We start from the raw sequence: 26,746 nt of genomic DNA, 5'->3' as shown, positions 1-26,746 counted from the left end.
CCCGACCCCAGGGGTAGCTGTGGATTAGCAGATTTTCACGGCTAGGGTTGTCCGTCATGGCTGTTGTGCCCGTTGTGCGTTCTCGTGCGTTGATCGCCGTGATATTGCTTGCCGTCGGTCTCAGCGCGACGGCGTGCGGCTCCGGCTCCGAGGACTCGGCGACGGAGCGCAATCTCTGCGCACCGCCCGGCCTGGCCGCCGCCTCGGCCGCGCCCACCAACCTGGCCTCCTCGGCCGCCGCGGGCAGCGACCGCTACACCACGGCGAGCACCGTGCCGCTGAACTCGATCGATGTCTCGAAGCTCGGCTTGATCACGCCCGGAAAGCTCAGCGTCGGCACGCTGTCGGACGCCCCGCCGAGCATCTGCGTCGACCGGCAGGGCGCGTTCACCGGTTTCGACAACGAGTTGCTGAAGGCGATCGGCGCCAAGCTCGGTCTCCAGGTGGAGTTCTCCGGCACGGAGTTCGCCGGGCTGCTCGCCCAGGTGTCCGGCGGCCGCTTCGACGTCGGCTCCTCCAACATCACCACCACCGACGCGCGGCGGCAGCTGGTCGGTTTCACCAACGGCTACGACTTCGGTTACTTCTCCCTGGTGGTGGCGAACGGCAGCCCGATCAAGGAGTTCTCCGATCTCGATCGGGGCACTCGGATCGCCGTGGTCCAGGGCACGGTGCAGGACGAGTTCGTGGTGAACCAGCTGGGGCTGGATCCGGTGAAGTTCCCGGACTACAACACCGCCTATGCGAACTTGAAGTCCGGTCAGGTGGACGCATGGGTCGCACCGTCCGCCCAAGCGGAAGGCGCGATCGAGCCGGGTGACGGAACGTCGGTGTCGCAGAACACCTTCAGCCTGGACAACTTCGTCGGATACGCGGTCGCCAAGAACAACCAACCGCTGATCGATGCGCTCAACAGCGGCCTGGACGCGGTGATCGCGGACGGCACCTACGCCAAGCTCTACAGCGACTGGGTGCCACGGCAGCTGCCTCCGGGCTGGAAGCCCGGTTCCAAGGCCGCACCCGCACCGCAGCTGCCGGACTTCGCCGCGCTCGCCGCGGACGAGCAACCGGGACGGCTCGCGCAGAACGCGCCGAAATCCACCTTGCGGCAGTTGAAGGACACGTTCTTCGACTGGTCGCTGTACCGCAAGGCTTTCCCCGAACTGATCAAGACCGGCCTGCCGAACACGCTGATCCTGGCGGTGGTCTCGGGTGCGCTCGGCACCGCCATCGGCATGCTGCTCGCGGTCGCCGGTATCTCGCGAACCCGGTGGCTGCGCTGGCCCGCACGGGTGTACACCGACATCTTCCGCGGCCTGCCCGCCGTGGTGATCATCCTGCTGATCGGTCTCGGTGTCGGCCCGGTGGTGCGCAACCTCACCGGCAACAATCCGTACTGGCTCGGTGCGGTCGCGCTCGCGTTGCTCGCCTCGGCGTATATCGGCGAGATCTTCCGCTCCGGCATCCAATCCGTCGAGGCCGGTCAGCTGGAGGCGGCGCGCGCCATCGGTTTCGGTTACCGCCAGTCGATGACGCTGGTGGTGATCCCGCAAGGGGTGCGCCGGGTGCTGCCGGCCTTGATGAACCAGTTCATCGCCCTCATCAAGGATTCCTCGCTGATCTACTTCCTCGGCCTGCTCGCCACCCAGCGCGAGCTGTTCGCCGTCGGCCGCGATCTCAACGCGCAGACCGGGAATCTCTCGCCACTGGTGGCCGCCGGACTGGTCTATCTGGTCCTGACCGTCCCGCTCACCCACTTGGTGAACTACATCGACCGCCGAATGCGGACCGGCCGACCCGACCGGCCGCTGGACCAGGTCGAGGCGGCCACGATCACGGAAGGGCGCGGATAGATGAGTGCCTCCCTCACCGGTACCGGACTGCATCTGACGTTGGGGCACAACCACGTGCTGCGCGGGATCGACATCCACGTCGACGCGGGCAAGACCGCCACCGTCATCGGGCCGTCCGGGTCGGGGAAGTCGACCCTGCTGCGCGTGCTGAACCGGCTGTACGAGCCGGACCAGGGCGACGTGCTGCTGGACGGCAAGTCCGTGCTCACCGAGAACCCGGACCGGCTGCGTCAGCGCATCGGCATGGTGTTCCAGCAATTCAACCTGTTTCCGCACAAGACCGTCGCGGAGAACGTCGCGCTCGGTCCACGCAAGTTGCGCGGCCTGTCCAAGGACCAGGCGCGGGCGTTGGCGGTCGAGCAACTGGAGATCGTCGGCTTGGCCGACAAGGCCGATACCCGGCCCGCCAATCTGTCGGGCGGGCAACAGCAGCGTGTCGCCATCGCGCGGGCGCTGGCGATGCGGCCGGAGATCATGTTCTTCGACGAGGCCACCTCGGCCCTGGACCCCGAGCTGGTGAAGGGGGTGCTCGCCCTGATGGCCGACCTCGCTTCCGGCGGCATGTCGATGGTCGTGGTGACGCACGAGATGGGCTTCGCCCGCACCGTGTCCGACAGCGTCGTCTTCATGGATCAAGGGCAGGTCGTGGAAACCGGCTCGCCCGACGCCCTGTTCGGCGACGCGCAGACGCCGAGACTGCAGAGGTTTCTGTCCCAGGTGCTCTGAGGCGTGTCAGCACTCGCTGGGTAATCGCTATTGATGCGCATCTGCTAATGTATTCCTCATCACGATTCCAGCTGTCCGCGCCAGGAAAGAGGGGAATTCGATGACCACAGCACATGCGCAGCACACCGGCCACGATCATGTCCACGGCCCCGACTGCGGGCACACGGCGTTCCAGCACGGCGATCACATCGACTACGCCCACGATGGTCATCTGCACCGCGAACACCAAGGTCACTACGACGAATGCGAGCGGTCCGGGCATACCGAGTGCTCCGATCATCCGCATCAGCACGGCCCCAACTGCGGTCACGAGGCCGTCCAGCACGGGGATCATGTCGACTACGTGCACGACGGCCACCGCCACGCCCCCCACGACGGACACTTCGACGAGCACTGACGACCGTCGGTACCCGGTTCTAGAGTCGGGCGGGTGATCGACGAACTCGAGATTCGCACCGCGGCGGGAACCTTCGACGTACTGGCCGCCGGCGCCCCCGGCGGCCGGGAGGTGCTGTTGCTGCACGGGTTTCCCGAGGGCGCGCGCGAGTGGGAGTTCCAGCTCGGCGCACTGGGCGGCGGCGGGTGCCACGCCGTAGCGCCCGATCAGCGTGGATACTCACCCGGGGTGCGACCCGAGCGAGCCGCCGAGTACCGGCTGGAGGAACTGGTCGGTGACGTGGTGGCGATCGCCGACGCGCTGGGGTGGGAGCGCTTCGACCTGATCGGGCACGACTGCGGCGCGCAGGTCGGATGGGCGACGGCGGCCGAGCTGCCGGAGCGGGTCCGTACGTTCAGCGCGGTGTCGCATCCGCACCCGGCCGCGCTCCAGCAGGCGATCGCCGAGGACGAGGACCAAGCGCAGCGGTCCCACCACCTGACGACGCTGCGTCAGCCGCGCACCGCGGAGCGCGGCTTACTCGCCGACGACGGTGCCGCGCTGCGCCGGATCTTCGAGTGGAAGATCCCGGAGGAACGCGTCGAGGAGTATGTACGCAGGTTGGCGCTGCCGGGCGCCCTCACCGCGGCACTGAACTGGTATCGCGCCATGCCTCTCGCGGGTTCGATCGGCCCGGCGTGCGTTCCCACCCTGTACGTGTGGGGCACCGAGGACGCTGTTTTCGGGTCCACCGCGGCACTGGCCACCGGGAAATACGTGTCCGGTCCGTACCGATTCGAAATGCTCGAGGACGTCTCGCACTGGGTTCCGGAGGAGGCGTCCGAGGCGCTGACCCGGCTGCTGATGCAGCACCTGCTCGCCCATCGCGACTGAACGCGCAGGCGGCGCCGTTGATCCCGGCGTTCCCCGGACAGCGCGCGCGGCCGGAGGGAAAGCTGAGCCTCGTCCCCACAGCAAGGGAGGTGAACCGTGGACGTCAAGGAGATCAATCGGCGAACCATCGCTCAATTCCGAGCGGGCGGCGAGATCGACGGCATGCGCCGCGACCGTCTCGTCCTGCTGACCACGATCGGCCGCAGAACCGGCGCCCCGTACACCACCCCGATGATGTTCCACCGCGAGAGTGATCGCCTGTTGGTCGTCGGTTCGAACATCGGTGCCCCCCGACACCCCGACTGGTACTTGAACCTGCGAAAAGACCCGCACGTCACCGTCGAGGTGGACGACGAGACCTATTCGGCGCTGGCCACACCACTCACCGGCGACGACCGGGCCCGCACCTGGGCCATGCTGAAGAACGCCTATCCGTTCTTCGCCGAACACGAGATGAAGACTTCGCGCGTCATCCCGGTGGTCGCTCTCACGCGGGCGTGACCAGGCGGCGATGCCGCGCGTCTATCGGCCCGCGATCAGCGGGCGCCCATGTCGGTAGGGGTGCGGGAAGGCCGGTGCGAAGCCGTCGCCTCGGCTCGGCGGTCCGCGACCAGGGCGAGCAGGGCGGTCAGGTTGTCCGGGTCGGCGGGGTCCAGGACCCCTTCCGGTAGAACCAGTTCGATGATCCGCTGTCCCCGGTCGAAGGCGGCGGGGCGCAGGGGCGGCGCGTCGTCGGGTTGGCCGAGGATGGTGGCGATGTTTCCGTCGTTGTCGTAGACGGCGTAGTAGCGCATTGGTGGGCTCCTCAGAGGCCGGTCGAGACGGTCATCCGACTGGTGTAGCTACTTCTCCTGATCAGAACTCGTGATGGGTGACGGCGTTCGAGCTTATCCACACGTTCGATGCCGAGTGTCAGTTTGCGCAGTAGTAGCGTTACCCGATTTAGATCGGCTTTCACGGCATCGCCGCACGTAGAGAGGTATATGGAAGCACTGGGGTGCGGTTTGCCCGGGTCAGGCGCACACGGTGGCGAATGCCGCCCAGAGCACGGGGGAGTACTCGATTTCACCGGTGTCACGCCACGCCGCAAGCCGTCCGCGCTGCCACTGGGCGAGCGCGGTGACCGGGTCGGGTTGTTCGTGCGACCCGTCGATGGCGCAGACCGCCTCCTGGAGCGGCCGCGCTTGCGGCGGTGCGCCCGCGATGCGCTGGAAGGCGAAATCGGTAGGCAGTGCCCATCTGCTGGCCGTGACCAGTTCCGCGCCGCCGGTGATCATCGCGGCAGTCAGGCCCAGCGCCTCGCTGAAGCGCAGGTCGCCGCCGCTCTCGCAGGCGATCAGCGCGACCCGGCTCGGCATCGGCCACAGTTGTGCTCCTGCCACGGGATCGGTGTCGAGGGTGTACGTGCCGAGCAGCAGGTCCTTGGCCGAGAGCGGGCGGTGCGTGCGGGATGGCTCGGCGAAGCCGATGGCGTCGGCGGTGCAGGCGAGGTGCAATTCGGCGTCCTCGCTACGGCCGGATTCGGGCGCGGCGGCGGTGACATGCCCGACGTAGATCAAGCGACTCGCGCCGGCGCGCAGGGCGGCGCCGAGCCAGACGCGGTCGACATCGGTGCGCCGGAAGGCGTCCACCGGGCTTCGCACCGCGGGCCGCAGTCGATCGTTCGCGGCGTAACCGGCCATCCGTTGCGCGAGTGGCGCCTCGGCGGTCATCCGGCCGAGTACCGAGCCGAGCGTGGAATCGGCGCGGAACCCGGGAACTCGCGGATCCAGCACCGCGACGACCGGGCTCGCGGCGGTCTCGGCCCATGTGCGCGCGATCCGTCCCGGCGCCTGCACGACACTCGCCGGAGCGACCAGGCTGACGTCGGCGATGTCGATCAGCCGGACGTCGCGGTCCGGCGCGATGAGTTCCCACGGCACCTGGGCAAGACGCGGTGACGGTTGCAACCGGATGTGCGGGCGCACGCCGCGCTGCCACAGTTCGTAGAGCTGCGCGGCCAGGCCGTAGGGCAGCAGCGCGCGGGAAAGCGCCTGTGCCATCGAGTACTCACGCTCATAGTCGGCGAATGCGCCGGAGGCGAGAGCCTGCTCGAGACCACCGGACTCGGCGGGTCGTGGAAGCGCGTCGGCGAGCAGTCCGACCGCCCGCACGACCGCCTCCTCCGGCAGCACGCCCACGCCGCGGGGCGCGTTGTCATCGGTCCACCGCCACGACACGTAGACGTCTCCCGCGTCCGCCATGCGGATGTGCACGGTCGGTCGCGTCATACCGTCAGCACCCGATCGTCGCGGATCACCCGGCCGTAACGCTGTTCGGCGGCGGCGATGAACGGTTCGAGTGCGATCCGTCCCTCCGCGGCCAGTGCCAGGCGCGGCGGCGGCGCGACCGGCAGGCCCACCTCGGCGGCGACCTCGGCCAGGGCGGCGCCCAGTTGGAGTGCGGCGCTGCCGGGATGATCGGTGAAGTCCTCGGGCGGGTCCGGCAATTCGAGCGGTAGCCGCGCAGGGGTCACCCGCTCGGCCCGATCGAGCGCTAAAGCCGTTCCAGCACTCTGTGTCTCGATCAGATCGGCGACAAGGAGCCCGTTGCCGGACAGATAGGCGAAGCGGAAGGCCAACCGCATCGCCGGGTCGGCGATCCGGCGTTTCCACTGTTCGCGCTGCGTGCCGTTCGGCAGCGTGTAGCGCACGGCGTCGATGGCCAGCGCGGCCGGAACGGCGATGCCGACCGCTTGCGTGAGCAGCTGTGCCGTCGGCGCTTCGGCCGCTTCGATCGCGCCTTCCAGCAGCGTCGCGTGCCAGAAATCGAGCTGGGCGCAGTGCAGTCCGAGGCCGCGCTCGGCGTAGATCGCGAACGCTTCCGCCAGCAGTTGCTCGCATTCGCCTACTCGGCCCGTCTTGAAAGCCGCGGTGGCCGAACGGATGCGCAGATCGGCCGCGTCGAGCACGGCGCCCGACTCGATGAAATACGCCAGGCTCCGCGCGTAGAGATCCCGCGCATCCGTCAGTTCGCCGCGGCCCTCAGCCAGAAATCCGATGGTCTTGAGACCGATTCCGGCTCGGTGCGCGAGCCCCGCCTGTTCGAAATATCGCTGACTGGATCGCAGCGGGGCCTGTGCCTCGTCGTACCGCTCGAGGCGCACGAGCATGGTGGCGAGATTCTGTTCGGTCTCGGCGACCGCGTTGCGATCGCCCGCCGACTCGAACGCGGCAAGCGCCTGCCGCGCGAAATCGACGGCCAAGTCGTGGCGTCCGGTCTCGAAGTAGGTGGCCGCGAGATTCATCAGCGGATGGCCGGCCAGTTGCGGCGCGAAACGACGCGCCGCCTCCAGCGATTCGGTGGCCAGTTCGGCGGCGTAGGCCCAGTTCTGCCGGTGCAACGCGACGGCGGTCAGGGAGAGCGAACAAGCAACGCGCAGCACGCCCAGGTCGGCGTCGGTGTTATCGGCGAGCAAGGCCCGCGCCTGCTCCAGCGCCGCCTGCGCTTGGTGGAGTTCACCGAGGTGTTGTAGCGCCTGGGACATGTTGACCAGGGCGTTGGGCCGCAATCGCGGTGCGTGCTCCGGCATTTCGGCCAGCGCCGAGCGGTAGAGGGCGAGCGAGGCGGCGTGGTCGCCGAGTTCGTCGGCCATGCTCGCGGCGTTGATGATCGCGCCGAGCCGGATGTCGCCGGTGGTTCGCTCGGCGGCGTCCTCGAACAGGCGTTGGGCCTCGGCCGTGTCCCCGCGGGTGTAGGCGGCCGCGCCCGCGGCGAGCAGTTCGCGGCCGTCGTCGGGGGTCTCGTCGGCCATGTCAGAAATCCGAATCCGATGCTGCTGCGGCGATTTCCGCCAGCAGAAGCGTGTCGACGGGGTTGCCGGGTGCGTCGGCCGTCCGGCGCAGCCGCGCCGTGACCAGCTCGCGAATCCGTGCCCGGCGGGACGCGGCATCCGGCTCCGGCTCGTCCACGCCGACGCCCGGCACGTAGACGCGTACGGTGACGCCCGCTTCCGCACCGGCCGGAGCCGCGGTCTCGGCCTGCCAGAGATCGCCATCGCGGAGCAATGGCACGTCGACGGCGTCGGCCGCGGTGCGGATTCCGGCCCGGGGGTGCAGGTGCGCGGGGACGTCCGCGACCGAGAACGGTGCGGCGACCGCGCTCACCCGCACGATCGTCGCACCGGCCTCGCGCACCACTTCCCAGGACACGGCGCGTTCCGAGGCGTCGAGCAGACCTGGCGGGCAGCGATTCCAGTCCCACCCCGCGGTGCCTCTGGCCACGACCAGCGCGCCGGGCGCGACGGCCGTGGCCGGTCCGGCGGCCAGCGCGTAGTCCTCCGCGCGCCCGAGCGTCTCGACGAATGTGCGCTCCTCGGCCACGGCGTCGGCCCCGTCGACGATCAAGTCGCATTCCTCGCTCAAGGCGGCGATCTCGTCTTCCAGCAGGCGCTCGTCCAGCGGGGCGATGCCGTCCAATGTCGATGCGGGCCACCAGCGCGCCGCCCAACGGGCGTAGCCGAGCCGCCAAGCGCGCGCGGTGATGTCCGGCAGCGCGGGTTCGGCCGGGTATTCCCCTTCATCGCCCGGTGTTTCGTCGAGTGCGAGGGACACCTCCGGGCCGTACACCGCCCAGATCCACTCCTGTGCGAGGACGAGATCATCGATCACCGCCGCCGGGGTCGGCTGCCCGGCGAGCAGGCTCCAGGTCAAATGCCCGCCCGCCACTTCGAGGATGAGTACGTCCATCCCGGCCGTGTCGTCCACGACGGTAGGAGCGTCGTCCGGCGCGATGATCCACAGGTCGTTTCGACGGCGGATGCGTACGGTGGTGCTCATCAGCTCGCCTTCGATTCCGCCGCGTCCGGCTCACCCGCGTTCACCCGGACGCTCAGCGCCCGCTTGACTCGCGTGCGATGGTCCAGGATGACCGACCGCGCCACGCCGTCGAGCAGATCCCACAGCTCGTCCGGATCGTAGATCGCGAATTCCCGGACATCCCTGCCGTGCAGGCGAACCCACAACCGGCGCAGATATGGCCGCCACGGCGTGATCAGCTCGGCGGCGATGGCGGCCAGCGGACCCGTCGGCGGCTCGGCGGCGTCGGCGCACACCACCAGTCGCCGGGCCTGTAGGACGTACGCCTCCCGCTGCCAGCGGCTGTTGACCGCCTGGTGCGCCGTGGATCGTGCCGCGCCCGATTCCGTTTCGGCCGGACGCGGCCGCGGTCGGCTCGTCGGCTCGCGGTGGTGATCGATGGGCGCCAAGCCGGTCGCCAGCGCGGTTCCCGCCGTCGCGGCCACGCGCAGCGACTCGTCCAGCAGCGCCCACGGTGCACAGCTCCGGGCGATCTCGGCGTCGACCAGCTCGGGGATCGGCGGCAGCTCCGCGCGGTCGGTGGAGGCCTGCAGCACGGTGAACACGCGCTCGTACACGGTGCGATCGAAGGGGAGCCCGAGGGTCGATTTGGAGGCCGAGGAGCCGATCGCCGGGCGCAGCGGCACCGGATGCGCGGTCAGACCCAGTTCCTGAGCCGAACGGCCGGAGGTGTCCTGCCACAGCCGGATTCCGGTGTGTGTACCGGCATGGTCGGCCACCAGCCGGTCCAGTGCGGGCTGTCCGTCGGCGGCGTCCCGGCCCAGGCGTGCCGTCGCGCAGGCCTCCAGCAGGGCGTCCACCTCGGCGGCGTGGTCGGCGCCCTGCGGCACGGTCGGTGGGCGCCGCCGCCAGGCCAGCTCGAGTAACCCGGCCAACTCGCGCTCCCGTGCGCGGTCGGTCAGGTACTCCTTCAGCGCCTGCGTGGTGCGTCCCGCGGTGTACTCGTGGATCTCGCGCAACGCGTCCTCCGCGACCGCGCGCGCCCGCGCCGGATCCGGCATTCCCATGGTGGTCGCCAACTCGAAACAACGCTGGAAATACAGATCCTGCGGATGCCCCTCGGTGATCCGCAGCGTGCGCCGCACCTGCTTGAGCACGGTGAACCAGGCCGCCGTCGCCCGCAACACATCGGCCGCCGCCTGGATGCGCGCCTCCAGCAACACCGCGCCGTCGGCGGTCAGGATCGGCCCCGCGCACAGTGGATTCTGCACGGGACGGATCACCAGCGGGTCGAGCAGAAGCTTCACGGTCCGGCGCAGCGGACCGCCGTGCGGGCCGCTGAGCGGTTCGACACCGCCGAGCTTGCGCCACACCTCATCGAGCACCATGGCGCGCGGTCGTCGCATGCGTGCAGTGTATTTGCCGCGCCTCGGTCCCGGCGGGTTCACGGCCCGCTCATGGCGGATTCTTCGGCGCTGTCGCACTGCATGCGCGGAGTACTGCTCCAGCCGGTCACAGGAATGCAGTGACTCCGAACCGTGTGTGGCGTACCACACACCATCGGATTCGACGCCTAAGGTCTGAATCGGTCCGCCCATCAGGGGCAGCTGAGTGGAGGGATTCGAAGAATGAAGTTCGAGAGAATCACTGCTGCCGCTTTCATGGCCATCGCGGCCGTGGGTATCACTGCGGCAAGCGCCCATGCGGAGCCGAGCGTAACGACGCAGCCGACTGCGGTGACCGAGAACGGTGTGGTGGTGCTCGAGTCCGGCGACGGAGCGGCGGTCGCCGAAGTGCCGCAAGGGGATGCCGTCGACGGGAGTTCACTCGCGATTGCGCAGCACATCGATGCGGACGGCGGCACCCTGACCTCGACCCCGACGGCAGACGATATCGCGCAGCTGGAAGACATCAGCTCCTACGACCGGCTGAAGGAGCAGATCAACAAGAACATGCCCGGCGTCGTCGGAGGTGCCATCGTGGGCGGCCTCCTCGGGGCGTGCCTGCCCCTGATATGGGGCGTCAGCATCCCCGTGGGTGTGCTGATCGGTGGAACCGTCGGCGGATACGCCGCGGGCGGCCCGGAGTTCCTCGATGCCGTACAGGCGTTCGTCACCAACCAGGGCAGGTGAAATACGCTGGTCTCCCAGCGAACCCCGCACATCGCCAGAGCGCGTGAAAGTGCATGTCAGGGGTGATTTTGGCGGATCACTCGCGAGTCGTGTCGAACGGTCGCGACCCGCGCTCCTGCGGGCAGCGATGATAGCCGAACAGGGTGCACGGGATGAGTTCTTCACCGCCCGGGCCGCGGCGGGATCGCCGCAGGCGGGATTACCCCGGATAACAGCACGTTATCCGGGGTAACAAAATCGCTCGCTGCCGAACGAGCTATGCACGTCGGCAGGGCAAGAAACCAACCGATGCGCTGAACCTTCAAGTACCGCTTTGTGCTGGCGCTATACCGTAGTGGTGTCTTTGCGGGGGTCCGGTATATGTGGCGTGTGGTTCACGCGAAGTGCTGTCAGGATGCCGAGTGCGGCGATGGCGGTGAATCCCACCAGTAGGTAGCGGGCCGAGTCGACCAGCGAGGATCCACCGAGGTTGACCAGCAGACCGGCGACGGCGGCTCCGAAGGCTGTCGACATGGTCAGGATCGTTGCAATCGCTGCCGCGGCCTTCTGGCCTTCTTCTGGGTCCGCAGCGCTGGTCATCGCGGCCACCGACAAGTGTGGCCAGGCAATGCCGATGCCGGCCCCGGCCAGGAAAAGCAGCGGCAACCAGGCCAGAATCATCGGCAGGGAGACCTGGCTGCGTTGTAGCAACGCCAGGCCCAGGAATCCGGTCGCCAGCAGCAGCGGACCGGCAACTCGAAGTCGCCGGATCGTGGCTTCCTGCTGCACCGATGCGACGAGCATCTGACTCACCGGCCAGGCCAGAGACAAGGCGGCACCGAAGAATCCGGCCACGACCGGAGGCAAGCCGGCCAGGCGTTGCCCGAACAAGGGCAGGAACATCTCCACACCCACACCGGCCGACAGCACGACGATCGTCAGATACACCCACCGCAACGGACTGCCCGAGCGGTACGTCGCGACCGGGAGAATCCGTTGCCCCGCACGCCTTTCCCATGCCAGGAACACGAGCACGGAAGCGACGGCCACCGCGAGCGCGAGCGTCATCACCGCGACACCTGAGACAACACCGGCCACGCTCACCGCCGTGGCGGCACCGACCACCAGCGCCAGCGATACGATCGGAACCGGTGCTGGGGTCTGGCGGTCGTCACTCTTGGGCAGGACCCGTGGCGCGGAACCTGCTGCCGCCACACCCACAACGGCGAGGACGACGAACGCGGCTCGCCACAAACCGACCTGGGCGAACAATCCCCCCATAGCCGGGCCGACGATGGTGCCGACGCCGAACATGGCCGAGATCAATGCGGTCCCGCGTACCCACAGCGACTGTGGCAGTGCGACATACACTGCCGCGAAACCCAATCCGGTGAGCAGTCCCGCGCCCAGCCCCTGGACCCCGCGGCCGATCAGGAACACCGCCATGACAGGACTCACCGCACACACCACCGAACCCGCCGCGAAGACCCCGAATCCGATCAGATACGAGCCGACCGTGCCGCGAAGAGACAGCATCCGGCTCACCGCCAGTGTGCCGGCCACCTGCGCGACCGAGAAGATCGTCGTACTCCACGCGTACAGCCTGTCGCCGCCGATGTCGGCGACCGCGCTCGGCAACAAGCTCCCTACCAGATAGATGTTGATCGCACCGACGAGCACTCCGCCCGCCAGCACGATCGCCACGCCGAGGTGGTCTCGGAATTCTCTCCAGGACGTCACTTCTCGCTCCGTCGTCACATGTCCTCCGTTTCGTGGATCGAATACGTGAGGCATCATCACTGACCCGCGAGCACCGGTAATCGGACAAATCGGACGTGATTTGCATCACATTTGAGCCGGGCCGTCCTCGTTGTCTCTGTCGAGTGAACCCAGAGGGCCGGTCCGAGCGGCCGGTCCTTCTGCGTTCTGACCCGGCCCCGCGAGCGGCAGGTGTCGCCGCGTTCGGGACGCGGGGTCCAGGTTGTGTCAGGTGCAGCCGCAAGTCATCTACCTGCGTAAATGCCGGAAACCTGGGATCGGTAGAGCGCGAATCGTTCCTACCTTTCTCTCATCGGCCCAACACGAAGGCCGGGAAAAAGAACCAGGGGCGCCGCCCCACCGACGACAAGGACACATCATGAACGCCACTTCGCTCCGCTTCGCCGCAGCCGCTTTCGCCGCCACCGCCGCCGTCGCGGTGCTCACCGGATGCGGTGACAGCAAGGGCAGCTCCCCGGCCGCGCCCGCGCCCTCTTCGGCGCAGCCGGCCGCCCCGGCGGGGAAGTCGGTCGCCTCGGTCGACGGCAAGGCCTTCGACGCGAAGTTCACCACCACCTGCGCCAAGCAGGGCGGCACCCTGGCGCTGGCGCTGACCGACGCCGAGAACCCCGCCTACGGCAACCTCTCGGTGAGCGCGACCATCACCGACGCCGACACCGTGCAGGCGGTCGGGATCGCGGGCAGCAAGGGCGGCGACAACGGCCTGCCCTACGCGGTCGGCTTCGGCAACGGCATGCCGGGCGGCTCCGCCGCGGTCGTGAAGGACGGCAACACCTACAAGATCACCGGCGAGGGCGTGGGCGCCCCCGACCTGACCAACCCGCTGGCGGGGCCGAAGACGTCGAAGTTCGACATCACCTTCGCCTGCTCGTCCATCGTCGGCGCCTGATCACCGCATGTCCCCCGATCCGCCCCCGTCATCCCGGTCAGCTACCGGGATGACGGGGCGCGGCGAACCCGAATCTCGCACCGAAAAGGAAATGTCATGAACAAGATCCGTCTCGCCGCCCTCGCTATCGCCGCCGCGGCGATCGGCCTCTACGTCTACCGCGCCGTAACCTACGTCCCCACCAGTGCATACGAGCCCTCCGGGATGGGCTGGCTCGGCATCGAGATGGCGCTGCCGATTCTCGCGGTCACCATGGTCATCATGGTCTTCGCCTTCACCGGGGAAGGCATCATGATCGCACTGACCGGCCGCAACAGCGCGGAGTTCCGTGCCGGTCTCACCGGTCTCGGCACGGTCCGATCGGTGCGGCAGACCGGCGTCACCGTCAACGACCAGCCGCAGGTGCACATCGAGTTCAGCGTCGAAGGCGCGGACGGCAAGATCTTCCACTCCTCCGCGAAGATGATCGTGCCGTTCACCGAACTGGCCCTGCTGCGCGCCGGGGTGGTGCTTCCGGTGCGCTACCTGCCCGGGCGGACCGACAAGGTCGAGGTCGACCTGTCCGGCGACGCGTCCGCCGCGCAGCACGCGATCAACGAGTCCCTGATCCGCAAGGGCATGACCACCCGGCACAAGCTCGACATCGCCGAGCGCGGCATCGCCACCCAGGCGGTGGTGCAGTCGCTGTCGGTCACCGGCACGATCCGCGAGGGGCACTCCGAGGTCGAGCTCGGCTTGGTGGTCACCCGGCCGGACGGATCGACCTTCGCCACCCGGGTGACGAAGTTCCTCGCACCCGCCGGGGTCGGCCAAGTGCAGGTGGGCCGCGTGCTCCGGGCGCACTACCTGCCGGAGAAAGAGAGCGAGGTCGTCATTGCCCTTCCGGTCAACGCCTGATGGGCGAGCCGGATGAATTCCGCGGCCGGGCCGATCGAACTCGAGGCAGCCGCCTGGAGAGACGAATGCCGCGTCGATTCGAGATCATCGAGTCGGCGCGGCATTCGTTGTTCCCAGCTCTGGCGGCCCGGCAATCTGAGGGTTACCTAATTGGGCGGCTGTTCACTTTGTCGTCTATTCGGGATTGTCCGGATGGTTTACCGTGCGGCCGTCGGCCCAACCCAGGAGTCACCGTGAGTCTTCAGCCACTCGCCCTATTCGTTCAGCACGACGGACAATCGTCGCGCGCCGCGGTCACCTGTGAGTACAAGTGCGCGAACGCGTGCTTCCACGAAGCGCCGAACACGTCCGCGGGAGCCTACTTCGGTGACATCGTCAGCTCGCTGAACCGGCGCGGGCTGATCAAGGGCGGTGCGGCCGCCGTGCTCGCGGTCGGTGCGGGCAGCGTCCTGGCGGCCTGCGGTGACGACGACGAGCCGACCGCCGCGGTGTCCACAAAGCCTGCGGGCCCGCCCGGAACCGGCACCGACTTCACTGCCGTCGCGCCTAACACCGAAGACGCCGTGGTGATCCCGGACGGCTACGAGCAGTCCGTCGTGATCCGCTGGGGCGATCCGTTGTTCCCGGACGCGCCCGCCTTCGACTTCGACAAGCAGACCGCCGCCGCGCAGGCGAAACAGTTCGGCTACAACAACGATTTCGCCGCTCTGCTGCCGATCGAGGGCCAGGCCAACAAATACCTGCTCGTGGTCAATCACGAGTACACCACCAGCCCGCATATGTTCCGGGGTTACAACAAGGACGCGCCGACCGACGAGCAGCTCGCGGTCACCATGGCAGCCCATGGCTTGACCGTCGTCGAGGTCCAGGGTGAACCCGGCTCGGGCAAGCTGGTCCCCGCCTTCGGCAGGTACAACCGCAGGATCACCACGACCACCGAGTTCAAGCTGACCGGTCCCGCCGCGGGCAGCGGCTTCGTGAAGACTTCGGCCGACCCCACCGGCACCAAGGTGCTGGGCACGTTCGCCAACTGCTCCGGTGGCATGACGCCCTGGGGCACCGTGCTTTCCGGCGAGGAGAACTTCAACGGCTACTTCGCCAACGGCGACAAGGTGACCGACCCCGTCGCCGCCGCGCGGATCAAGCGCTACGGGTTCCCCACCGGCAAGACCGCCAACTTGTGGGAGCGTGCGGACAAGCGTTTCGACCTGGCCCAGGAACCCAACGAGGCCAACCGATTCGGTTACGTGGTCGAGGTCGACCCGTGGGATCCGAACTCGACGCCGATCAAGCACTCCGCGATGGGGCGGCTCAAGCACGAGGGCGCCAACATCTACGTCACGAAGAACGGTGACGTCGTCTCCTATACCGGGGACGACGAGAAGTTCGACTACATGTACAAGTTCGTGTCCTCGCGCAAGATCCAGCCGGGCACCGGCGCGGCCAGCATGCGGCACAACCTGACCATCCTGGACGCGGGCACCCTGTACGTCGCCAAGCTCACCGGCGACCATCCGGACAAGATCGACGGCACCGGCGCGAAGCCGTCGGACAAGGGCTTCACCGGTACCGGCCAGTGGATCCCGCTGCTGGAAACCGGCGCGGACGGCAAGGGCAAGTCGCTGGTCGAGGGGATGAGCGCGGAAGAGGTCGCGGTCTTCACCCGCCTGGCCGCCGACAAGGTGGGCGCGACCAAGATGGACCGCCCGGAGGACTTCGAGGCCAACCCCTACACCGGGAAGGTGTACGTGGCGCTGACCAACAACGACAACCGCGGCGCGGAAGGCAAGCAGGGGCCGGACGAGGCGAACCCGCGCAAGCTCAACAAGAACGGCCAGATCCTGGAGATCGACGACGACCACACCGGTACCGCGTTCACCTGGTCGCTGCTGCTGGTCTGCGGCGATCCGGCGGCCGCCGATACCTACTTCGCGGGATACGACAAGTCCGCAGTCAGCCCGATCTCCTGCCCGGACAACCTGGCCTTCGACCCGTACGGCAACCTGTGGATCTCCACCGACGGCAACGCGCTGAAGTCGAACGACGGCTTGTTCGCGGTGGTGCTCGACGGGCCGAACCGCGGCCAGACCAAACAGTTCCTCACTGTCCCCCGTGGTGCGGAGACCTGCGGCCCGGTGGTCACCGAATCGCGAGTGATCGTGTGCGTGCAGCACCCCGGCGAGGCCGACGACGCCACGCCCGACAACCCCCTGTCGCACTGGCCCGACGGCGGCACAGCCCAGCCCCGCCCCTCGGTCGTGGCGGTGTGGAAGAAGGCGGGCGGCCGCATCGGGGCCTGAGACCGCAGCCGCCGCGCCACCGGCCTCCTGTAACCAGGCCCGACCACCACCCGCGGCTCTCCCCACGGGTGGAGCCGCTACTCGACTGGGCGGGTAGCGGCTCCACTCCCTCCCATGTTCGCGTATCGGGCGAAATCGCCCTGGGCTCCGCTGTAGACGTTGAGGTCGACGCGGCCCGCTATGCCGGGGATGGCGCCGCGGTCGGTGGTCTGCCAGAACGTCCAGGTGCTCCAGCCGCCGGGGACTTCGGGTCGGTCGTTGCCGCGATAGTCGGCGATCCACAGGGGATATCCGGCGAACTCGGCGGTGTCGGCCATCGCGGTGCGCCAGAAGTTGGGATAGGTGTAGACGATCGGGACACGGCCGGTGAGTGCTTGCACGGTGCTGAGATAGCGGCGGGTCCAGTCGATCAGGGCGGCCGGCCCGAGTCCCCCGGAGTCCTCCAGGTCCAGCACCGGCGGCAGGTCGAGCGGCCCGTTCTGCCCGAGCGCCACCGCCGCGTACATCGCGGCCTGCGGTTCCGGCGGCAGGTTGGGCCGGGCGTAGTGGTAGGTGCCGCGCGCCATGCCCGCCGCGCGCATCAACAGGCTGTCGGGCACGAAGTAGGGATTGATGTAGCCGAGCCCTTCGGTGGCCTTGACCATGGCGAAGTCGTGGCCGGAACGCTTGACCGCGAACCAGTCGATCAGGCGTCCGTCGGTGTGCTGCCAGGAGGAGACGTCCGGTCCGGTCGGCGCGGCGTTCGCGGGCAGCGTGGCGGTGAGGATGCCGGACAGCGTGATCAGCGACAGCGCCGTGCCGCGGAGGGTCGATCGCCAGGTGTCCATGCCGAACGACGATAGCTTTTTGCTCTAACTGTGACCACTGTGACCCGTGTGGTCGACGGGGTGTCAGAACTGTCCGGAGTCCGTCACCCGAGCCAATCCAGGACCGACGCCGCCGTCCACGACTGCTGCATGCTGCCGAGTGGTTCGCCGGTGAACGGCTCGTAGTACTCGGCGAAGCTGCCGTCGCTGGCCTGGCGCAGGCCCTCGGCACGCAGCATGAACGAGCGCTCGGCCCAACCGCGCCTGGCGAAGACCCAGGAGAACAGCCAGCTCATCACCGGCCATACCGGGCCGCGCCAGTACTCCCGGGAACGGAAGTCCTTGGACACCGGCGAAGTCGAAGGCGGCAGCGCATAGCGCAGATCCGGATGCCCGCAGAAGCGCGGGCCTTCGAACAATCGCAGCAAGCTGCGCTCGGTGTCGCGGGGCAGGCCGCCACACAGCAGCGGCGCGAACATCGAGAGCGTCTCGGTGTTGATCCACCGCTGTAACCGCACGTCGAAGTCACGGGCAGCGCCCGTGCGGGCGTCGGCCGTCGCGACGACGCCCGCACGGAACCGGTCGGCCCACGCATGGAGATCGCGTACGTCGGCGTGGGGCTGCTTGTACTCTTCACCGATATTGGCCAGGACTTCGCAGGCCAGCGCGAAGATCCCGGTGACGAACACGTCCTCGACCGCGAAGCTCATGGTGGAGGCGAGCTGATAGTCGTCGTAGCCGGCGCGACGCATCTGCTCGACCAGCCACAGGTAGCGGTCGTACTCGCGATCGGTGGGCCGCTGGCTCGGATCGGAGACCACCAGCACGTCCTCGCGGCGATAAGGCGGCAGGTCGCCGGGGACCACGTGCTCGTAGGCGCGATCCCAGCGCGGCGAGTTGTCCATCCCGGACTCCCAGCCGTGATACAGCGTGATGCGGCCGGTCTCCTTGGGATCGCGGGCGTGCGCCAGCCAGCGGTGCCAGCGCACCAGGTCCGGCCAGCGCCGGTTGAGGAACTCCTCGGCCACCGCCCTGGTACTGCGGCCGTGCCTGCGCGAGTGGTCGAGAATCCGCTGTACCGCGATGGCGTGCACCGGCGGCTGGGTGATCCCCGAGGTGTCCGGGCCGTCCGGCGCGTTGATCGCCAGCTTCCGGCATTCCCACCGGGCCGGGCCGGGAAAGTAACCGTCCACGCCGTTGGCGAAGACGATGTGCGGGATCATGCCGTTCTTCCACTGCGCCGAGAGCAGAGTGTCCAGCTCGACCACCGCCCGCTCCACGCTCAGCGGCGCCAGCCCGACCGCGACGAAGGCCGCGTCCCAGCTCCACATGTGCGGGTACAGCCGTGGCGCCGCGCTGGTCATCGTGCCCAGGTCGTTGCCGCGCAGCAGGTAGGCAGCACGGGCCGCGAGCTGGGTGGGGGTGAAGCCCGGATGCGCCATCCCCCTATTCTGCGATGTCACCCGCAGATATGCCCGCTCAGCGGTGTCCGTTTCGGCCCCATCCCCTCGGCCCGTGGCCGGATCGTGTTCGGCGGTTCTCACTCTCGAATGCCCCGTCCCTGATTGGTTGCTCGAGATTCTCGGTCGATTTAGCCCGCATCGCTAGTCATTCGTCCAGTGCTACCGGTTTTTACGCCTTACTCACGCACCTGGTTACGGTGGGGCCCATGACTTCCGCCGCGACCCCGAAACCGACCGCGTTGATCACCGGCGCCAGCCGCGGCCTCGGCGCCGCGATCGCCCGCGAACTCGCACCCACGCACGACCTGCTGCTCGGTGCGCGATCGGGGGAGTCGCTGCGCGGCGTCCTGGCGGAGTTGCCCGGTGCGCAGGGCTGGCCGGTCGAGTTGACCGATTACCAGGCCCTGGCCGATGCGGTCGCGCCGATTCGCAACCTGAACGTGCTGGTGCACAATGCGGGCATCGCCGACCTCGGCACCATCGCGGAATCCACCGTCGAGCAGTGGCGGAATACGTTGGAAGCCAATCTGATCGCGGTCGCCGAGCTCACCAGGTTGCTGCTGCCCGCGCTGCGGGCGGGCGATGGCCACGTGGTGCTGATCAACTCCGGCGCGGGGTTGCGCGCGAACGCGGGCTGGGCCTCGTACGCGGCGAGCAAGTTCGGGCTGCGCGCTTTCGGTGACGCGTTGCGGCTCGAGGAGCCGCGACTGCGGGTGACCTCGATCCATCCGGGGCGCATCGACACCGACATGCAGCGGGAGATCATCGCGGGCGAGGGGCGTGAGTACCGGGCCGAGGAGTTCCTCACACCCGAGACGGTGGCTTACGCGGTGCGTTGCGCCATCGACACCCCGCGCGACGCGCACCCCACCGAGGTCGTACTCCGGCCGTACTGAACACCGACGCCACCAGGCTTCCGTCCACGGGCGCGCGCCGAACTGGGCGGCGGTGCGAGGTCGGCTCACCGTCGCGGCCTGTGAACGCCCGATGCGAGTCCGGGTTCCGCCGCTCCCCGTTGCGGAGGTTCGAGCGGACAAGCGGGTTCGCGTGCGGACGAACGCTGCCGATCCGGTCACCGCGGGCACGCCGCTCACGGTGACCGGAACGCCTCAGGCGACGATATTGATCAGCCGCCCGGGCACCACGATCAGCTTGCGCGGCGCCGCACCGTTGAGCAGCGCGGCGATCTTCTCGTCCGCCAGCGCGGCGGCCTCGATGGCCGCGTTGTCGGCATCCGCGGGCACTCGGACCCGGCTGCGCACCTTGCCGTTCACCTGAATCGGGTACTCCACCGATTCCTCCACCAGCAGCGCGGGATCCGCGACCGGGAACGGGCCGTGCGCCAGAGATTCGGTGTGCCCCAGGCGTTCCCACAGTTCCTCGGCGATGTGCGGGGCCAACGGCGCCAACATCAGCACCAGCGGCTCCACCACCGAGCGGGGCGCGCCGTCCGGGTAGCTCTTGGTCAGGTGGTTGGTCAGCTCGATCAGTTTGGCGCCGGCCGTGTTGTCGCGCAGTGCGGCGAGATCCTCGTCCACACCCGCGATCGTCTTGTGCAGCAGGCGCAGCGTCTTCTCGGCCGGCGCGGCGTCGGTGACCCGCAGCGCGCCGGTCTCCTCCTGCACCACCAGACGCCATATCCGCTGCAGGAACCGGTGCGCGCCGACGACGTCCTTGGTGGCCCACGGCCGCGAGGTGTCCAGCGGCCCCATCGCCATCTCGTAGAAGCGGAAGGTGTCCGCGCCGTACAGATCGCACATCTCGTCCGGGGAGATGGCGTTCTTCAGCGACTTCCCGATCTTGCCGTACTCCTGGAACACCTCGATCTCGGTTCCGGTGGCGTCGGTCCAGAAGAACTTGCCCTCGCGCTCCACCACCTCCGCGGCGGGCACGTACGCGCCACGTGAGTCGGTGTAGGCGTGCGCCTGGATGTAACCCTGGTTGAACAGCCGCCGGTACGGCTCGGACGCGCTGACGTGACCCAGGTCGAACAGCACTTTCTGCCAGAACCGGGCGTACAGCAGGTGCAACACGGCGTGCTCGACGCCGCCGACGTACAGGTCGACGCCGCCCGGGTCGTTCGGGCCGTGTTCGGCGGGACGCGGACCCAGCCAGTAGGCCTCGTTCTCCTCCGCGCAGAACTTCTCCGCGTTCGTCGGATCGGCGTAGCGGATCTCGTACCAGGAGCTGCCCGCCCACTGCGGCATGACGTTGGTGTCGCGGCGGTACCGCTTCGGCCCGTCGCCCAGATCCAGCTCGACTTCGACCCAGTCGGTGGCCTTGGCCAGCGGCGGGGACGGTTCGGAGTTCGCGTCGTCCGGATCGAAGGTCACCGGCGCGAAGTCGTCCAGCTCCGGAAGCCGCACCGGCAGCATGGATTCCGGCAGCGCGTGGGGTGCGCCGTGCTCGTCGTACACGATCGGGAACGGCTCGCCCCAGTAGCGCTGGCGGGCGAACAGCCAATCGCGCAGCTTGTACTGGATGGTGCCGGTGCCGTGCCCGTCGGTTTGCAGCCGGGCGATCATCGCCGCCTTGGCATCCTCGACGGACATCCCGTCGAGGTACTCCGAGTTCACCAGCGTGCCTTCGCCGGCGTGCGCCCCGCTGTCCAGGTCGCCGCCGCTGATCACCTCGACGATCGGCAGCCCGAGAGCGGAGGCGAACTCCCAGTCACGGTGGTCGTGTCCGGGCACGGCCATGATGGCGCCGGTGCCGTAGCCGCTGAGCACGTAGTCGGCGATGAAGATCGGCACCGCCTTGCCGTTGGCCGGGTTGGTCGCGTAGGTGCCGAGGAAGACGCCGGTCTTCTCCTTGTTCTCTTGACGCTCCAGATCCGATTTGGCGGCGATCGACTTGCGGTAGCCCGCGACCGCGTCTGCCGGTGTGGCGGCGCCGTGATTGGTCCAGCGGGAGTCGGTGCTTTCCGGCCACGCGGCCGCGGTCAGCTTGTCGACCAGCGCGTGTTCCGGGGCGAGCACGACATAGGTGGCGCCGAAGAGGGTGTCGGGCCGAGTGGTGAAGACCTCGATCTGCTCGCCGTCGGCGTCGAACTTCACCTGCGCGCCGCGGGATCGCCCGATCCAGTTGCGCTGCATGGCCTTCACGTTGTCCGGCCAGTCCAATCGGTCCAGGTCGTCGACCAGCCGATCGGAATAGGCGGTGATGCGCATCATCCACTGCCGCAGCCGCTTACGGAACACCGGGAAGTTGCCGCGTTCGCTGCGGCCGTCGGCGGTGACTTCTTCGTTGGCCAGCACGGTGCCCAGACCGGGACACCAATTGACGACCGAATCGGTCTGGTACACCAGTCGATACGAGTCCAGCAACGCGCCACGCTCGGCCGTGCTCAGCGTTGCCCAGTCCCGGCCGTCCGGAACCGGCCGCGCCCCGGAGGCGAATTGGGCCTCCAGCTCGGCGATCGGGCGGGCGCGATCGGCTTCCTGGTCGTACCAGGCGTTGTAGATGCGCAGGAAGATCCACTGGGTCCAGCGGTAGTACTCGGGATCGGTGGTCGCGAACGAGCGGCGCCGGTCGTGGCCGAGCCCCAGCCGGTCGAGCTGGCGCTGCATCGTGGCGATGTTCGACTCGGTGGTGTCGCGCGGGTGCGCGCCGGTCTGCACCGCGTACTGCTCGGCGGGCAGGCCGAAGGCGTCGTAGCCGAGAGCGTGCAGCACGTTGCGGCCGTGCATGCGGTGATAGCGCGCGAAGACGTCGGTGGCGATGTAGCCGAGCGGGTGCCCGACGTGCAGGCCCGCGCCGGACGGGTACGGGAACATGTCCTGGATGAACAGCTTGTCCGGGGGAGTCGGGCCGGCCAGCGGGCCCACCGGGTTCGGTGCGTGGAAGGTTCCGCGTTCGTCCCACGTCCGCTGCCACCGGCGCTCGATGCGGCCGGCAAGCTCCGCGTTGTACCGGTGCTCTGGTACATCGCTTTCGGTTACGCGTGTGTCTTGCACGGTCCTGCCTTCTTGTGGTCGCCGATCCCCGACAAACTTCGTCTATCAGGGTAGAACGTCCCCTCGGCTGGACCGGAAATCGGGCTGGCCTGGACTTCCGGCCGGTTCGCCGACGGGCCGCCCGTCGGTGGCCGGTCGGCACCGATGCGCTAGCCTGCATGGGTGTTCGTCGTCGCTCTCGTCCTGTTCGTGTCGGCTGTCGTGGCCGTCACAACCGGCGCACTCGGACTGATCGGCCGGTTGCCCCGCAATCGTTTCTTCGGGGTCCACACCGAGGCCGCGTTGTCCACCGACGAGACGTTCCGCGTCGCCAACCGTGTCGCCGCTCCCACCTCGATCGGGGCGGGGGCGCTGCTGTTCGCCGGTGGCCTCGTCGCGCTGGTCGCGGGCGGGATCGCCGGACTCGTGGTCGCGGCTGGAGCCGCCGTGATAGCGCTGTTCACCCTCGGCGCGGGCGCGAATGCCGCCGCGCAGGCGGCCGAAGTCATCGCCCCGCCGCCCGCTACCGGCGGATGCGGCAACTCTTGTGGCGCCTGCTCACTTCGCGACGCCTGCCAGCCCGCGGGCTGACGCCGATCGGCCGGGTCTGGTCCGGTTCGAGCGCGCGGGCGTTCACTCCGCGTCTCGCGCGCACTCCGGCGGCGCGACACCGCGTGACAGCGGGCTGCCGACCGGGGTGACGTAGAGCACGCAAAGCAGTACCGGCACCGGCCCGAGGTTGCGCGCCACGTGCGGATAGCGCGGACCACTCGGTTCACGGAAGACTCGCAGGTGCCGGTAGGTGACCGGCGCGCAATCCGCGCCCGGATGATCGAGGGTCCCCCGTGCGACCAGCACGAACAGTGTCCCGTCGTGATAGTGCCATCCGCTGCTGCCGCCGGGCTCGATGACCGTTTGACGCAGGATGAACGCCCACCGCCCCACGGCGAACCGGAACAGCACACGACTCGCCGTCCCTCGGGCAGGCGCCGCGTTGGCCTCGAATTCGCGCCACACCTTCACGATCGAACCACCTCATGCCTGGCTGCTCAAACGGCGAACGCGCGCGCACGGGAGTCTGGCGCATACGACGCCTGGAGTGTGAAGAACTGTCGTCCAACCCCGGTCAAGGAGTGCGTGTCGAGAGGGCTTGGAGGACCGCATGGTCGGCGGAGAGGTCACCGACGGCGATCCGGGCACTGCCGTCGGGATAGGACTTCGCGGCTATGCCCGCGCGGCGCAGGGCGGTGGTCGCGCCGGGGCCGGGGACGTACAGGAAGTTGGCGTGGCTCTCCGGTATCGCGTACCCGCGAGCCAGTAGTGCGCCGCGGAGCGCGTCTCGCTGCTCGGTGATGCGAAGGGTTCGTGCGGCGAGTTCTGGTTCGGCGGCGTAGGAAGCCGCGACCGCGGCCACCGCCGCCGCGCCCACCCCGAAAGGAAGTTGCAGCCGGTTGACGCGCGCGATCAGCTCGGCTCGGCCGACGGCGTAGCCGATGCGCAGACCTGCCAAGCCATACGCCTTCGAGAAGGTGCGCACAATCAGCAGATCGGGATGCTTCGCGATCAGCGCCAGCGGGTCGGCGTGTTCTGCGGCGCCGAGGAATTCGACGTATGCCTCGTCCAGGATCACCGGAACGCGGGTCGGCACGTCGGACAGGAATGCTTTCAGCTCGTCCGCCGGAATCACCGTTCCGGTGGGGTTGTGCGGACGGCACACCACTACCAGGGCGGTTCGCCGGTTGATGGCGCGGCGCATCGCCCGCAGGTCCTGCTTGCCTGTCGGGTCCAGCGGCACCGGCACGGCCGTGAGGCCGGTCATCTCGGCCATGATCGGGTACCCGTCGAATGTCGGCGAGCTGTAGACGATCTCCGCTCCCGGCGTGGTCAACGTCTGCATGATCTGCAGCGCCACGCCGGTCGCGCCCGAACCGACCACGATCTGCTCCGCCCGCACGCCCACGTGGCCCGCGATCAGCGTCGGCAGCCGCCGCGGGAGGAACTCCGGGTACCGGTTGGCCTGAGCGAGCGTCATGTGCACGGCCCGCAGCACCGAAGGCAGCGGTGGGAACGGATTTTCGCTCAGGGAGAGGTCGAATCGGGGCGGCACCCGGGTCGTCCGGCGGGTGGAGGGCCGGGTGCCGTCGATGACGTGCACGCTCATCGCGCCGCTCCCCAGCGGACGGCGGCCGCGCCCGCGAAGTCGCCCGCGTGCGCGAACGCCGCCATCAAAACCAGCGATCCGTTGGGTAGCCGTCCCGCCCGGTTCTCCACGTCCAGGGTCACCGGGATACCGGCGGCGAACAGATTCCCGCAGGAGTCGAAGGTGTCGGGATGCCGCTGCGGCGGAAGCTCCAGCGCGTCGTGCCAGTTGCGCAGGAACAGCCGGTTGGGTTGGTTGGTGACGAACGTGTCGACGTCACGTCCCCGCACGCCGATCCGATCGCACACCGCGAGAGCCACTTCCGGAACCAGCCGGTTGCCGCGGGAGAACACCTTGGCGACCTTGGACTCGGTGAAGCTGACGCTGGCCTGGCCCTCGCCCGGCTCCCAGTACTTGCGCACGCCATGGGTGGAAAACGCCATGTCGCCGGCGAATTCGGGATAGGTACGGCATTCGATGTCGAGAATCGGCGCGCTGTCGTCCTTGCGGAGCAGTCCCACACCGCAGCCGTCGCCGGGTACCGGCGCCTGGGCCAGCTTGCGGATCTCGGTCTGGGTGAACACCGATCCCGCGCAGTTCTGGGTCGCCGCGATCAGCGCGGTGCGGGCGGAGGTGCTCTGCAGGATCATCCGGGCCATCGCCATCATGTGCACGAACGCCGCGCACCCGCTGTTGTGCACGTCGTAGACGAACGAGGGACGGATACCGAGCCGTCGCGCGACCTCGGGCCCGCAGCCGAGCACCGGATTGTCCGGCAGCTGGGTGTGGGTGATCAGAACGTCGACCTCGGCGATGGCGTCGGCGCCGTTGCGTTCGATCAGCGGCGCGACTGCGCGTTCGACCATGTCCACCGCGGTCTCGTCGCGCGCCGCGTGATGGCGGCCTTTGGGCGCGCGGAACATGACGTTCTTCGCCATCCGGTCCGAGCGCGCGAACTGGGTGAAGTACTCGGTGCCGACCGGCTCGCCGGGCAGGTAGCTCGCCACGTCGACGAGACTGACCGGCGGCAGGCCGGGCATGTTCTGGTGCATGGGGGTGTTCACGGGCGTCTCACTTCATCCAGTCGGGCTTGACGGGCAGGCCGTGCGCGGCCCGGTACTCGCAGATGGCCTTGAGGTTGTCCATCTCCAGCTGGTGACCTGCCGAGAACATCTCCCAGAAGTCGCCGACCCACTCCGGCCGCTCCGGTGGCGCGGTCTCGGGGAAGGGGTTGTTGTCATAGAAGGGGTGCTTGCAGTTCACCCAGAGCACCACCGAACCCGGCCTGTCGAACACCACCTGCGCATCGATCACGCGCAGCAGGTAGATCATCCACAGGTGTTTCGACTGGTCCCACGCGCAGTGGTAGTCGACCGTCATCGCGTCGGGGTTCGCGACGGTACGGGTGTAGATCTTGGTCTCCGCGCCGAGCCGGTCGTAGGCCAGCCACAGTCCTGGTTCGTCGGTCTCGACGAACCCGCGCAGGCCGTAGGTCCACTCCTCCATCGACCGGGGGTCGGCGAGGTATTCGTAGACCTCTCGCGGCGGCGCCTCGATGTATCCCTGCACCGGACAGTATTCGCCGTAGATCTGGTCGTGCGGATACACCGACCGAAGCATGTCGATGATGATCGGCTCGGTCGCGTCCTTGTCGGAGTTCTCGATGCGCAGCACACCCGGCAACCCTCCTTCCGGGATGTCACCGAGGGCGGGGGCAGAACTGGTGGTCATGGTGATACTCCTCTTGGCTGGCATGGGCGCGGCACCGTTGCCGGCGAAGC

General features: G+C 68.4%; 24 protein-coding genes. 11 read left to right on the top strand and 13 right to left on the bottom strand.

Translation table 11 applies throughout. From position 1 onward, the window contains the following. The first annotated feature begins 56 nt into the window (after positions 1–56). The 5 genes from K8O92_07965 (at position 57) to K8O92_07945 (ending at position 4,350) form a co-directional block, all read left to right on the top strand. Positions 57–1,853 carry an ABC transporter substrate-binding protein/permease gene (locus K8O92_07965; protein ID UAK33847.1) on the top strand — a complete coding sequence of 599 codons (1,797 nt, stop codon included), beginning with the start codon at positions 57–59 and terminating at the stop codon, positions 1,851–1,853. Beyond that, positions 1,854–2,579 carry an amino acid ABC transporter ATP-binding protein gene (locus tag K8O92_07960; GenBank protein UAK33846.1) on the top strand — a complete coding sequence of 242 codons (726 nt, stop codon included), beginning with the start codon at positions 1,854–1,856 and terminating at the stop codon, positions 2,577–2,579. A 100-nt stretch (positions 2,580–2,679) separates the two neighbouring features. Beyond that, a complete protein-coding gene (locus K8O92_07955) occupies positions 2,680–2,976 on the top strand; it encodes a hypothetical protein (protein ID UAK33845.1) in 297 nt (98 codons plus the stop codon). 114 nt (positions 2,977–3,090) lie between these two features. Then, positions 3,091–3,849, top strand: coding sequence for an alpha/beta hydrolase (locus K8O92_07950; protein ID UAK35515.1), 759 nt, complete (start codon positions 3,091–3,093; stop codon positions 3,847–3,849). Positions 3,850–3,945: 96 nt separating this feature from the next. Beyond that, positions 3,946–4,350, top strand: a complete 405-nt coding sequence (locus K8O92_07945; GenBank protein UAK33844.1) for a nitroreductase family deazaflavin-dependent oxidoreductase — start codon at positions 3,946–3,948, stop codon at positions 4,348–4,350. A gap of 35 nt (positions 4,351–4,385) precedes the next feature. On the opposite strand, the gene K8O92_07940 is transcribed toward K8O92_07945, so the two are convergent. The 5 genes from K8O92_07940 to K8O92_07920 all read right to left on the bottom strand — a co-directional run bounded on the left by K8O92_07940 (position 4,386) and on the right by K8O92_07920 (position 10,033). Continuing rightward, positions 4,386–4,643, bottom strand: coding sequence for a hypothetical protein (locus K8O92_07940; GenBank protein UAK33843.1), 258 nt, complete (start codon positions 4,641–4,643; stop codon positions 4,386–4,388). A 219-nt stretch (positions 4,644–4,862) separates the two neighbouring features. Then, positions 4,863–6,119, bottom strand: a complete 1,257-nt coding sequence (locus K8O92_07935; protein UAK33842.1) for a CHAT domain-containing protein — start codon at positions 6,117–6,119, stop codon at positions 4,863–4,865. Then, the gene (locus K8O92_07930) at positions 6,116–7,642 is read right to left on the bottom strand and encodes a tetratricopeptide repeat protein (protein ID UAK33841.1); all 1,527 of its coding nucleotides are present in this window, start codon (positions 7,640–7,642) and stop codon (positions 6,116–6,118) included. Before K8O92_07930 ends, K8O92_07935 begins: the two co-directional genes overlap by 4 nt. A gap of 1 nt (position 7,643) precedes the next feature. Beyond that, complete coding sequence (locus tag K8O92_07925; protein UAK35514.1) at positions 7,644–8,669, bottom strand: hypothetical protein; 1,026 nt, start codon at positions 8,667–8,669, stop codon at positions 7,644–7,646. Further along, positions 8,666–10,033, bottom strand: a complete 1,368-nt coding sequence (locus K8O92_07920; protein UAK35513.1) for a hypothetical protein — start codon at positions 10,031–10,033, stop codon at positions 8,666–8,668. Before K8O92_07920 ends, K8O92_07925 begins: the two co-directional genes overlap by 4 nt. 240 nt (positions 10,034–10,273) lie before the next feature. Between K8O92_07920 and K8O92_07915 the strand changes: the two genes are divergently transcribed. Beyond that, entirely contained in the window at positions 10,274–10,777 is a 504-nt protein-coding gene (locus tag K8O92_07915; GenBank protein UAK33840.1) for a hypothetical protein, read from the top strand. Positions 10,778–11,101: 324 nt separating this feature from the next. Here the strand turns inward: K8O92_07915 and K8O92_07910 are convergent, their stop codons facing one another. Next, the gene (locus K8O92_07910; GenBank protein UAK35512.1) at positions 11,102–12,550 is read right to left on the bottom strand and encodes an MFS transporter; all 1,449 of its coding nucleotides are present in this window, start codon (positions 12,548–12,550) and stop codon (positions 11,102–11,104) included. Positions 12,551–12,893: 343 nt separating this feature from the next. Between K8O92_07910 and K8O92_07905 the strand changes: the two genes are divergently transcribed. The 3 genes from K8O92_07905 to K8O92_07895 all read left to right on the top strand — a co-directional run bounded on the left by K8O92_07905 (position 12,894) and on the right by K8O92_07895 (position 16,621). After that, positions 12,894–13,424, top strand: coding sequence for a lipoprotein LpqH (locus tag K8O92_07905; protein ID UAK33839.1), 531 nt, complete (start codon positions 12,894–12,896; stop codon positions 13,422–13,424). Between the two features lie 96 nt (positions 13,425–13,520). Then, a complete protein-coding gene (locus K8O92_07900) occupies positions 13,521–14,321 on the top strand; it encodes a hypothetical protein (GenBank protein ID UAK33838.1) in 801 nt (266 codons plus the stop codon). Between the two features lie 233 nt (positions 14,322–14,554). Further along, positions 14,555–16,621, top strand: coding sequence for a PhoX family phosphatase (locus tag K8O92_07895; protein ID UAK33837.1), 2,067 nt, complete (start codon positions 14,555–14,557; stop codon positions 16,619–16,621). Between the two features lie 77 nt (positions 16,622–16,698). Here K8O92_07895 and K8O92_07890 read toward each other — a convergent pair whose 3' ends face one another. Then, complete coding sequence (locus tag K8O92_07890) at positions 16,699–17,448, bottom strand: glycoside hydrolase family 25 protein (protein UAK33836.1); 750 nt, start codon at positions 17,446–17,448, stop codon at positions 16,699–16,701. Positions 17,449–17,531: 83 nt separating this feature from the next. Next, positions 17,532–18,869: a glycogen debranching protein gene (locus K8O92_07885; protein UAK33835.1), complete on the bottom strand. Its 1,338-nt coding sequence runs from the start codon at positions 18,867–18,869 to the stop codon at positions 17,532–17,534. A gap of 227 nt (positions 18,870–19,096) precedes the next feature. Here K8O92_07885 and K8O92_07880 point away from each other — a divergent pair, with 227 nt between their 5' ends. Further along, entirely contained in the window at positions 19,097–19,786 is a 690-nt protein-coding gene (locus K8O92_07880; protein ID UAK33834.1) for an SDR family oxidoreductase, read from the top strand. Between the two features lie 213 nt (positions 19,787–19,999). Here the strand turns inward: K8O92_07880 and leuS are convergent, their stop codons facing one another. Further along, on the bottom strand, positions 20,000–22,846 hold the full coding sequence (leuS, locus tag K8O92_07875) for a leucine--tRNA ligase (protein ID UAK33833.1): 2,847 nt from the start codon (positions 22,844–22,846) through the stop codon (positions 20,000–20,002). A gap of 162 nt (positions 22,847–23,008) precedes the next feature. Between leuS and K8O92_07870 the strand changes: the two genes are divergently transcribed. After that, on the top strand, positions 23,009–23,416 hold the full coding sequence (locus tag K8O92_07870; GenBank protein ID UAK33832.1) for an SdpI family protein: 408 nt from the start codon (positions 23,009–23,011) through the stop codon (positions 23,414–23,416). 42 nt (positions 23,417–23,458) lie between these two features. On the opposite strand, the gene K8O92_07865 is transcribed toward K8O92_07870, so the two are convergent. From K8O92_07865 to K8O92_07850, 4 genes are all read right to left on the bottom strand, one after another. Then, complete coding sequence (locus K8O92_07865) at positions 23,459–23,851, bottom strand: hypothetical protein (GenBank protein UAK35511.1); 393 nt, start codon at positions 23,849–23,851, stop codon at positions 23,459–23,461. A gap of 100 nt (positions 23,852–23,951) precedes the next feature. Then, on the bottom strand, positions 23,952–24,986 hold the full coding sequence (locus K8O92_07860) for an aminotransferase class I/II-fold pyridoxal phosphate-dependent enzyme (GenBank protein ID UAK33831.1): 1,035 nt from the start codon (positions 24,984–24,986) through the stop codon (positions 23,952–23,954). After that, positions 24,983–26,005 carry a 3-oxoacyl-ACP synthase gene (locus K8O92_07855; GenBank protein ID UAK35510.1) on the bottom strand — a complete coding sequence of 341 codons (1,023 nt, stop codon included), beginning with the start codon at positions 26,003–26,005 and terminating at the stop codon, positions 24,983–24,985. Before K8O92_07855 ends, K8O92_07860 begins: the two co-directional genes overlap by 4 nt. Before the next feature lie 31 nt (positions 26,006–26,036). Beyond that, complete coding sequence (locus K8O92_07850; protein UAK33830.1) at positions 26,037–26,696, bottom strand: SRPBCC family protein; 660 nt, start codon at positions 26,694–26,696, stop codon at positions 26,037–26,039. Positions 26,697–26,746 lie beyond the last annotated feature (50 nt).

The organism is Nocardia asteroides (assembly GCA_019930625.1).
Lineage (GTDB): Bacteria > Actinomycetota > Actinomycetes > Mycobacteriales > Mycobacteriaceae > Nocardia > Nocardia sputi.
The sequence above is the reverse complement of the archived record's forward strand: the minus strand, read 5'-3'. Positions and strand labels throughout refer to the sequence as shown.

What these genes read in the sequence shown, in the direction of transcription:
- K8O92_07905 (UAK33839.1), top strand. Translation starts at nt 12,894, where the DNA reads ATGAACGCCACTTCGCTCCGCTTCGCCGCAGCCGCTTTCGCCGCCACC.
- K8O92_07885 (UAK33835.1), bottom strand. Translation starts at nt 18,869, where the DNA reads ATGGCGCATCCGGGCTTCACCCCCACCCAGCTCGCGGCCCGTGCTGCC.
- K8O92_07965 (UAK33847.1), top strand. Translation starts at nt 57, where the DNA reads ATGGCTGTTGTGCCCGTTGTGCGTTCTCGTGCGTTGATCGCCGTGATA.
- K8O92_07860 (UAK33831.1), bottom strand. Translation starts at nt 24,986, where the DNA reads ATGAGCGTGCACGTCATCGACGGCACCCGGCCCTCCACCCGCCGGACG.
- K8O92_07910 (UAK35512.1), bottom strand. Translation starts at nt 12,550, where the DNA reads ATGCCTCACGTATTCGATCCACGAAACGGAGGACATGTGACGACGGAG.
- K8O92_07960 (UAK33846.1), top strand. Translation starts at nt 1,854, where the DNA reads ATGAGTGCCTCCCTCACCGGTACCGGACTGCATCTGACGTTGGGGCAC.
- K8O92_07855 (UAK35510.1), bottom strand. Translation starts at nt 26,005, where the DNA reads ATGCCCGGCCTGCCGCCGGTCAGTCTCGTCGACGTGGCGAGCTACCTG.
- K8O92_07890 (UAK33836.1), bottom strand. Translation starts at nt 17,448, where the DNA reads ATGGACACCTGGCGATCGACCCTCCGCGGCACGGCGCTGTCGCTGATC.
- K8O92_07930 (UAK33841.1), bottom strand. Translation starts at nt 7,642, where the DNA reads ATGGCCGACGAGACCCCCGACGACGGCCGCGAACTGCTCGCCGCGGGC.
- K8O92_07920 (UAK35513.1), bottom strand. Translation starts at nt 10,033, where the DNA reads ATGGTGCTCGATGAGGTGTGGCGCAAGCTCGGCGGTGTCGAACCGCTC.
- K8O92_07900 (UAK33838.1), top strand. Translation starts at nt 13,521, where the DNA reads ATGAACAAGATCCGTCTCGCCGCCCTCGCTATCGCCGCCGCGGCGATC.
- K8O92_07955 (UAK33845.1), top strand. Translation starts at nt 2,680, where the DNA reads ATGACCACAGCACATGCGCAGCACACCGGCCACGATCATGTCCACGGC.
- K8O92_07850 (UAK33830.1), bottom strand. Translation starts at nt 26,696, where the DNA reads ATGACCACCAGTTCTGCCCCCGCCCTCGGTGACATCCCGGAAGGAGGG.
- K8O92_07915 (UAK33840.1), top strand. Translation starts at nt 10,274, where the DNA reads ATGAAGTTCGAGAGAATCACTGCTGCCGCTTTCATGGCCATCGCGGCC.
- K8O92_07940 (UAK33843.1), bottom strand. Translation starts at nt 4,643, where the DNA reads ATGCGCTACTACGCCGTCTACGACAACGACGGAAACATCGCCACCATC.
- K8O92_07880 (UAK33834.1), top strand. Translation starts at nt 19,097, where the DNA reads ATGACTTCCGCCGCGACCCCGAAACCGACCGCGTTGATCACCGGCGCC.
- K8O92_07935 (UAK33842.1), bottom strand. Translation starts at nt 6,119, where the DNA reads ATGACGCGACCGACCGTGCACATCCGCATGGCGGACGCGGGAGACGTC.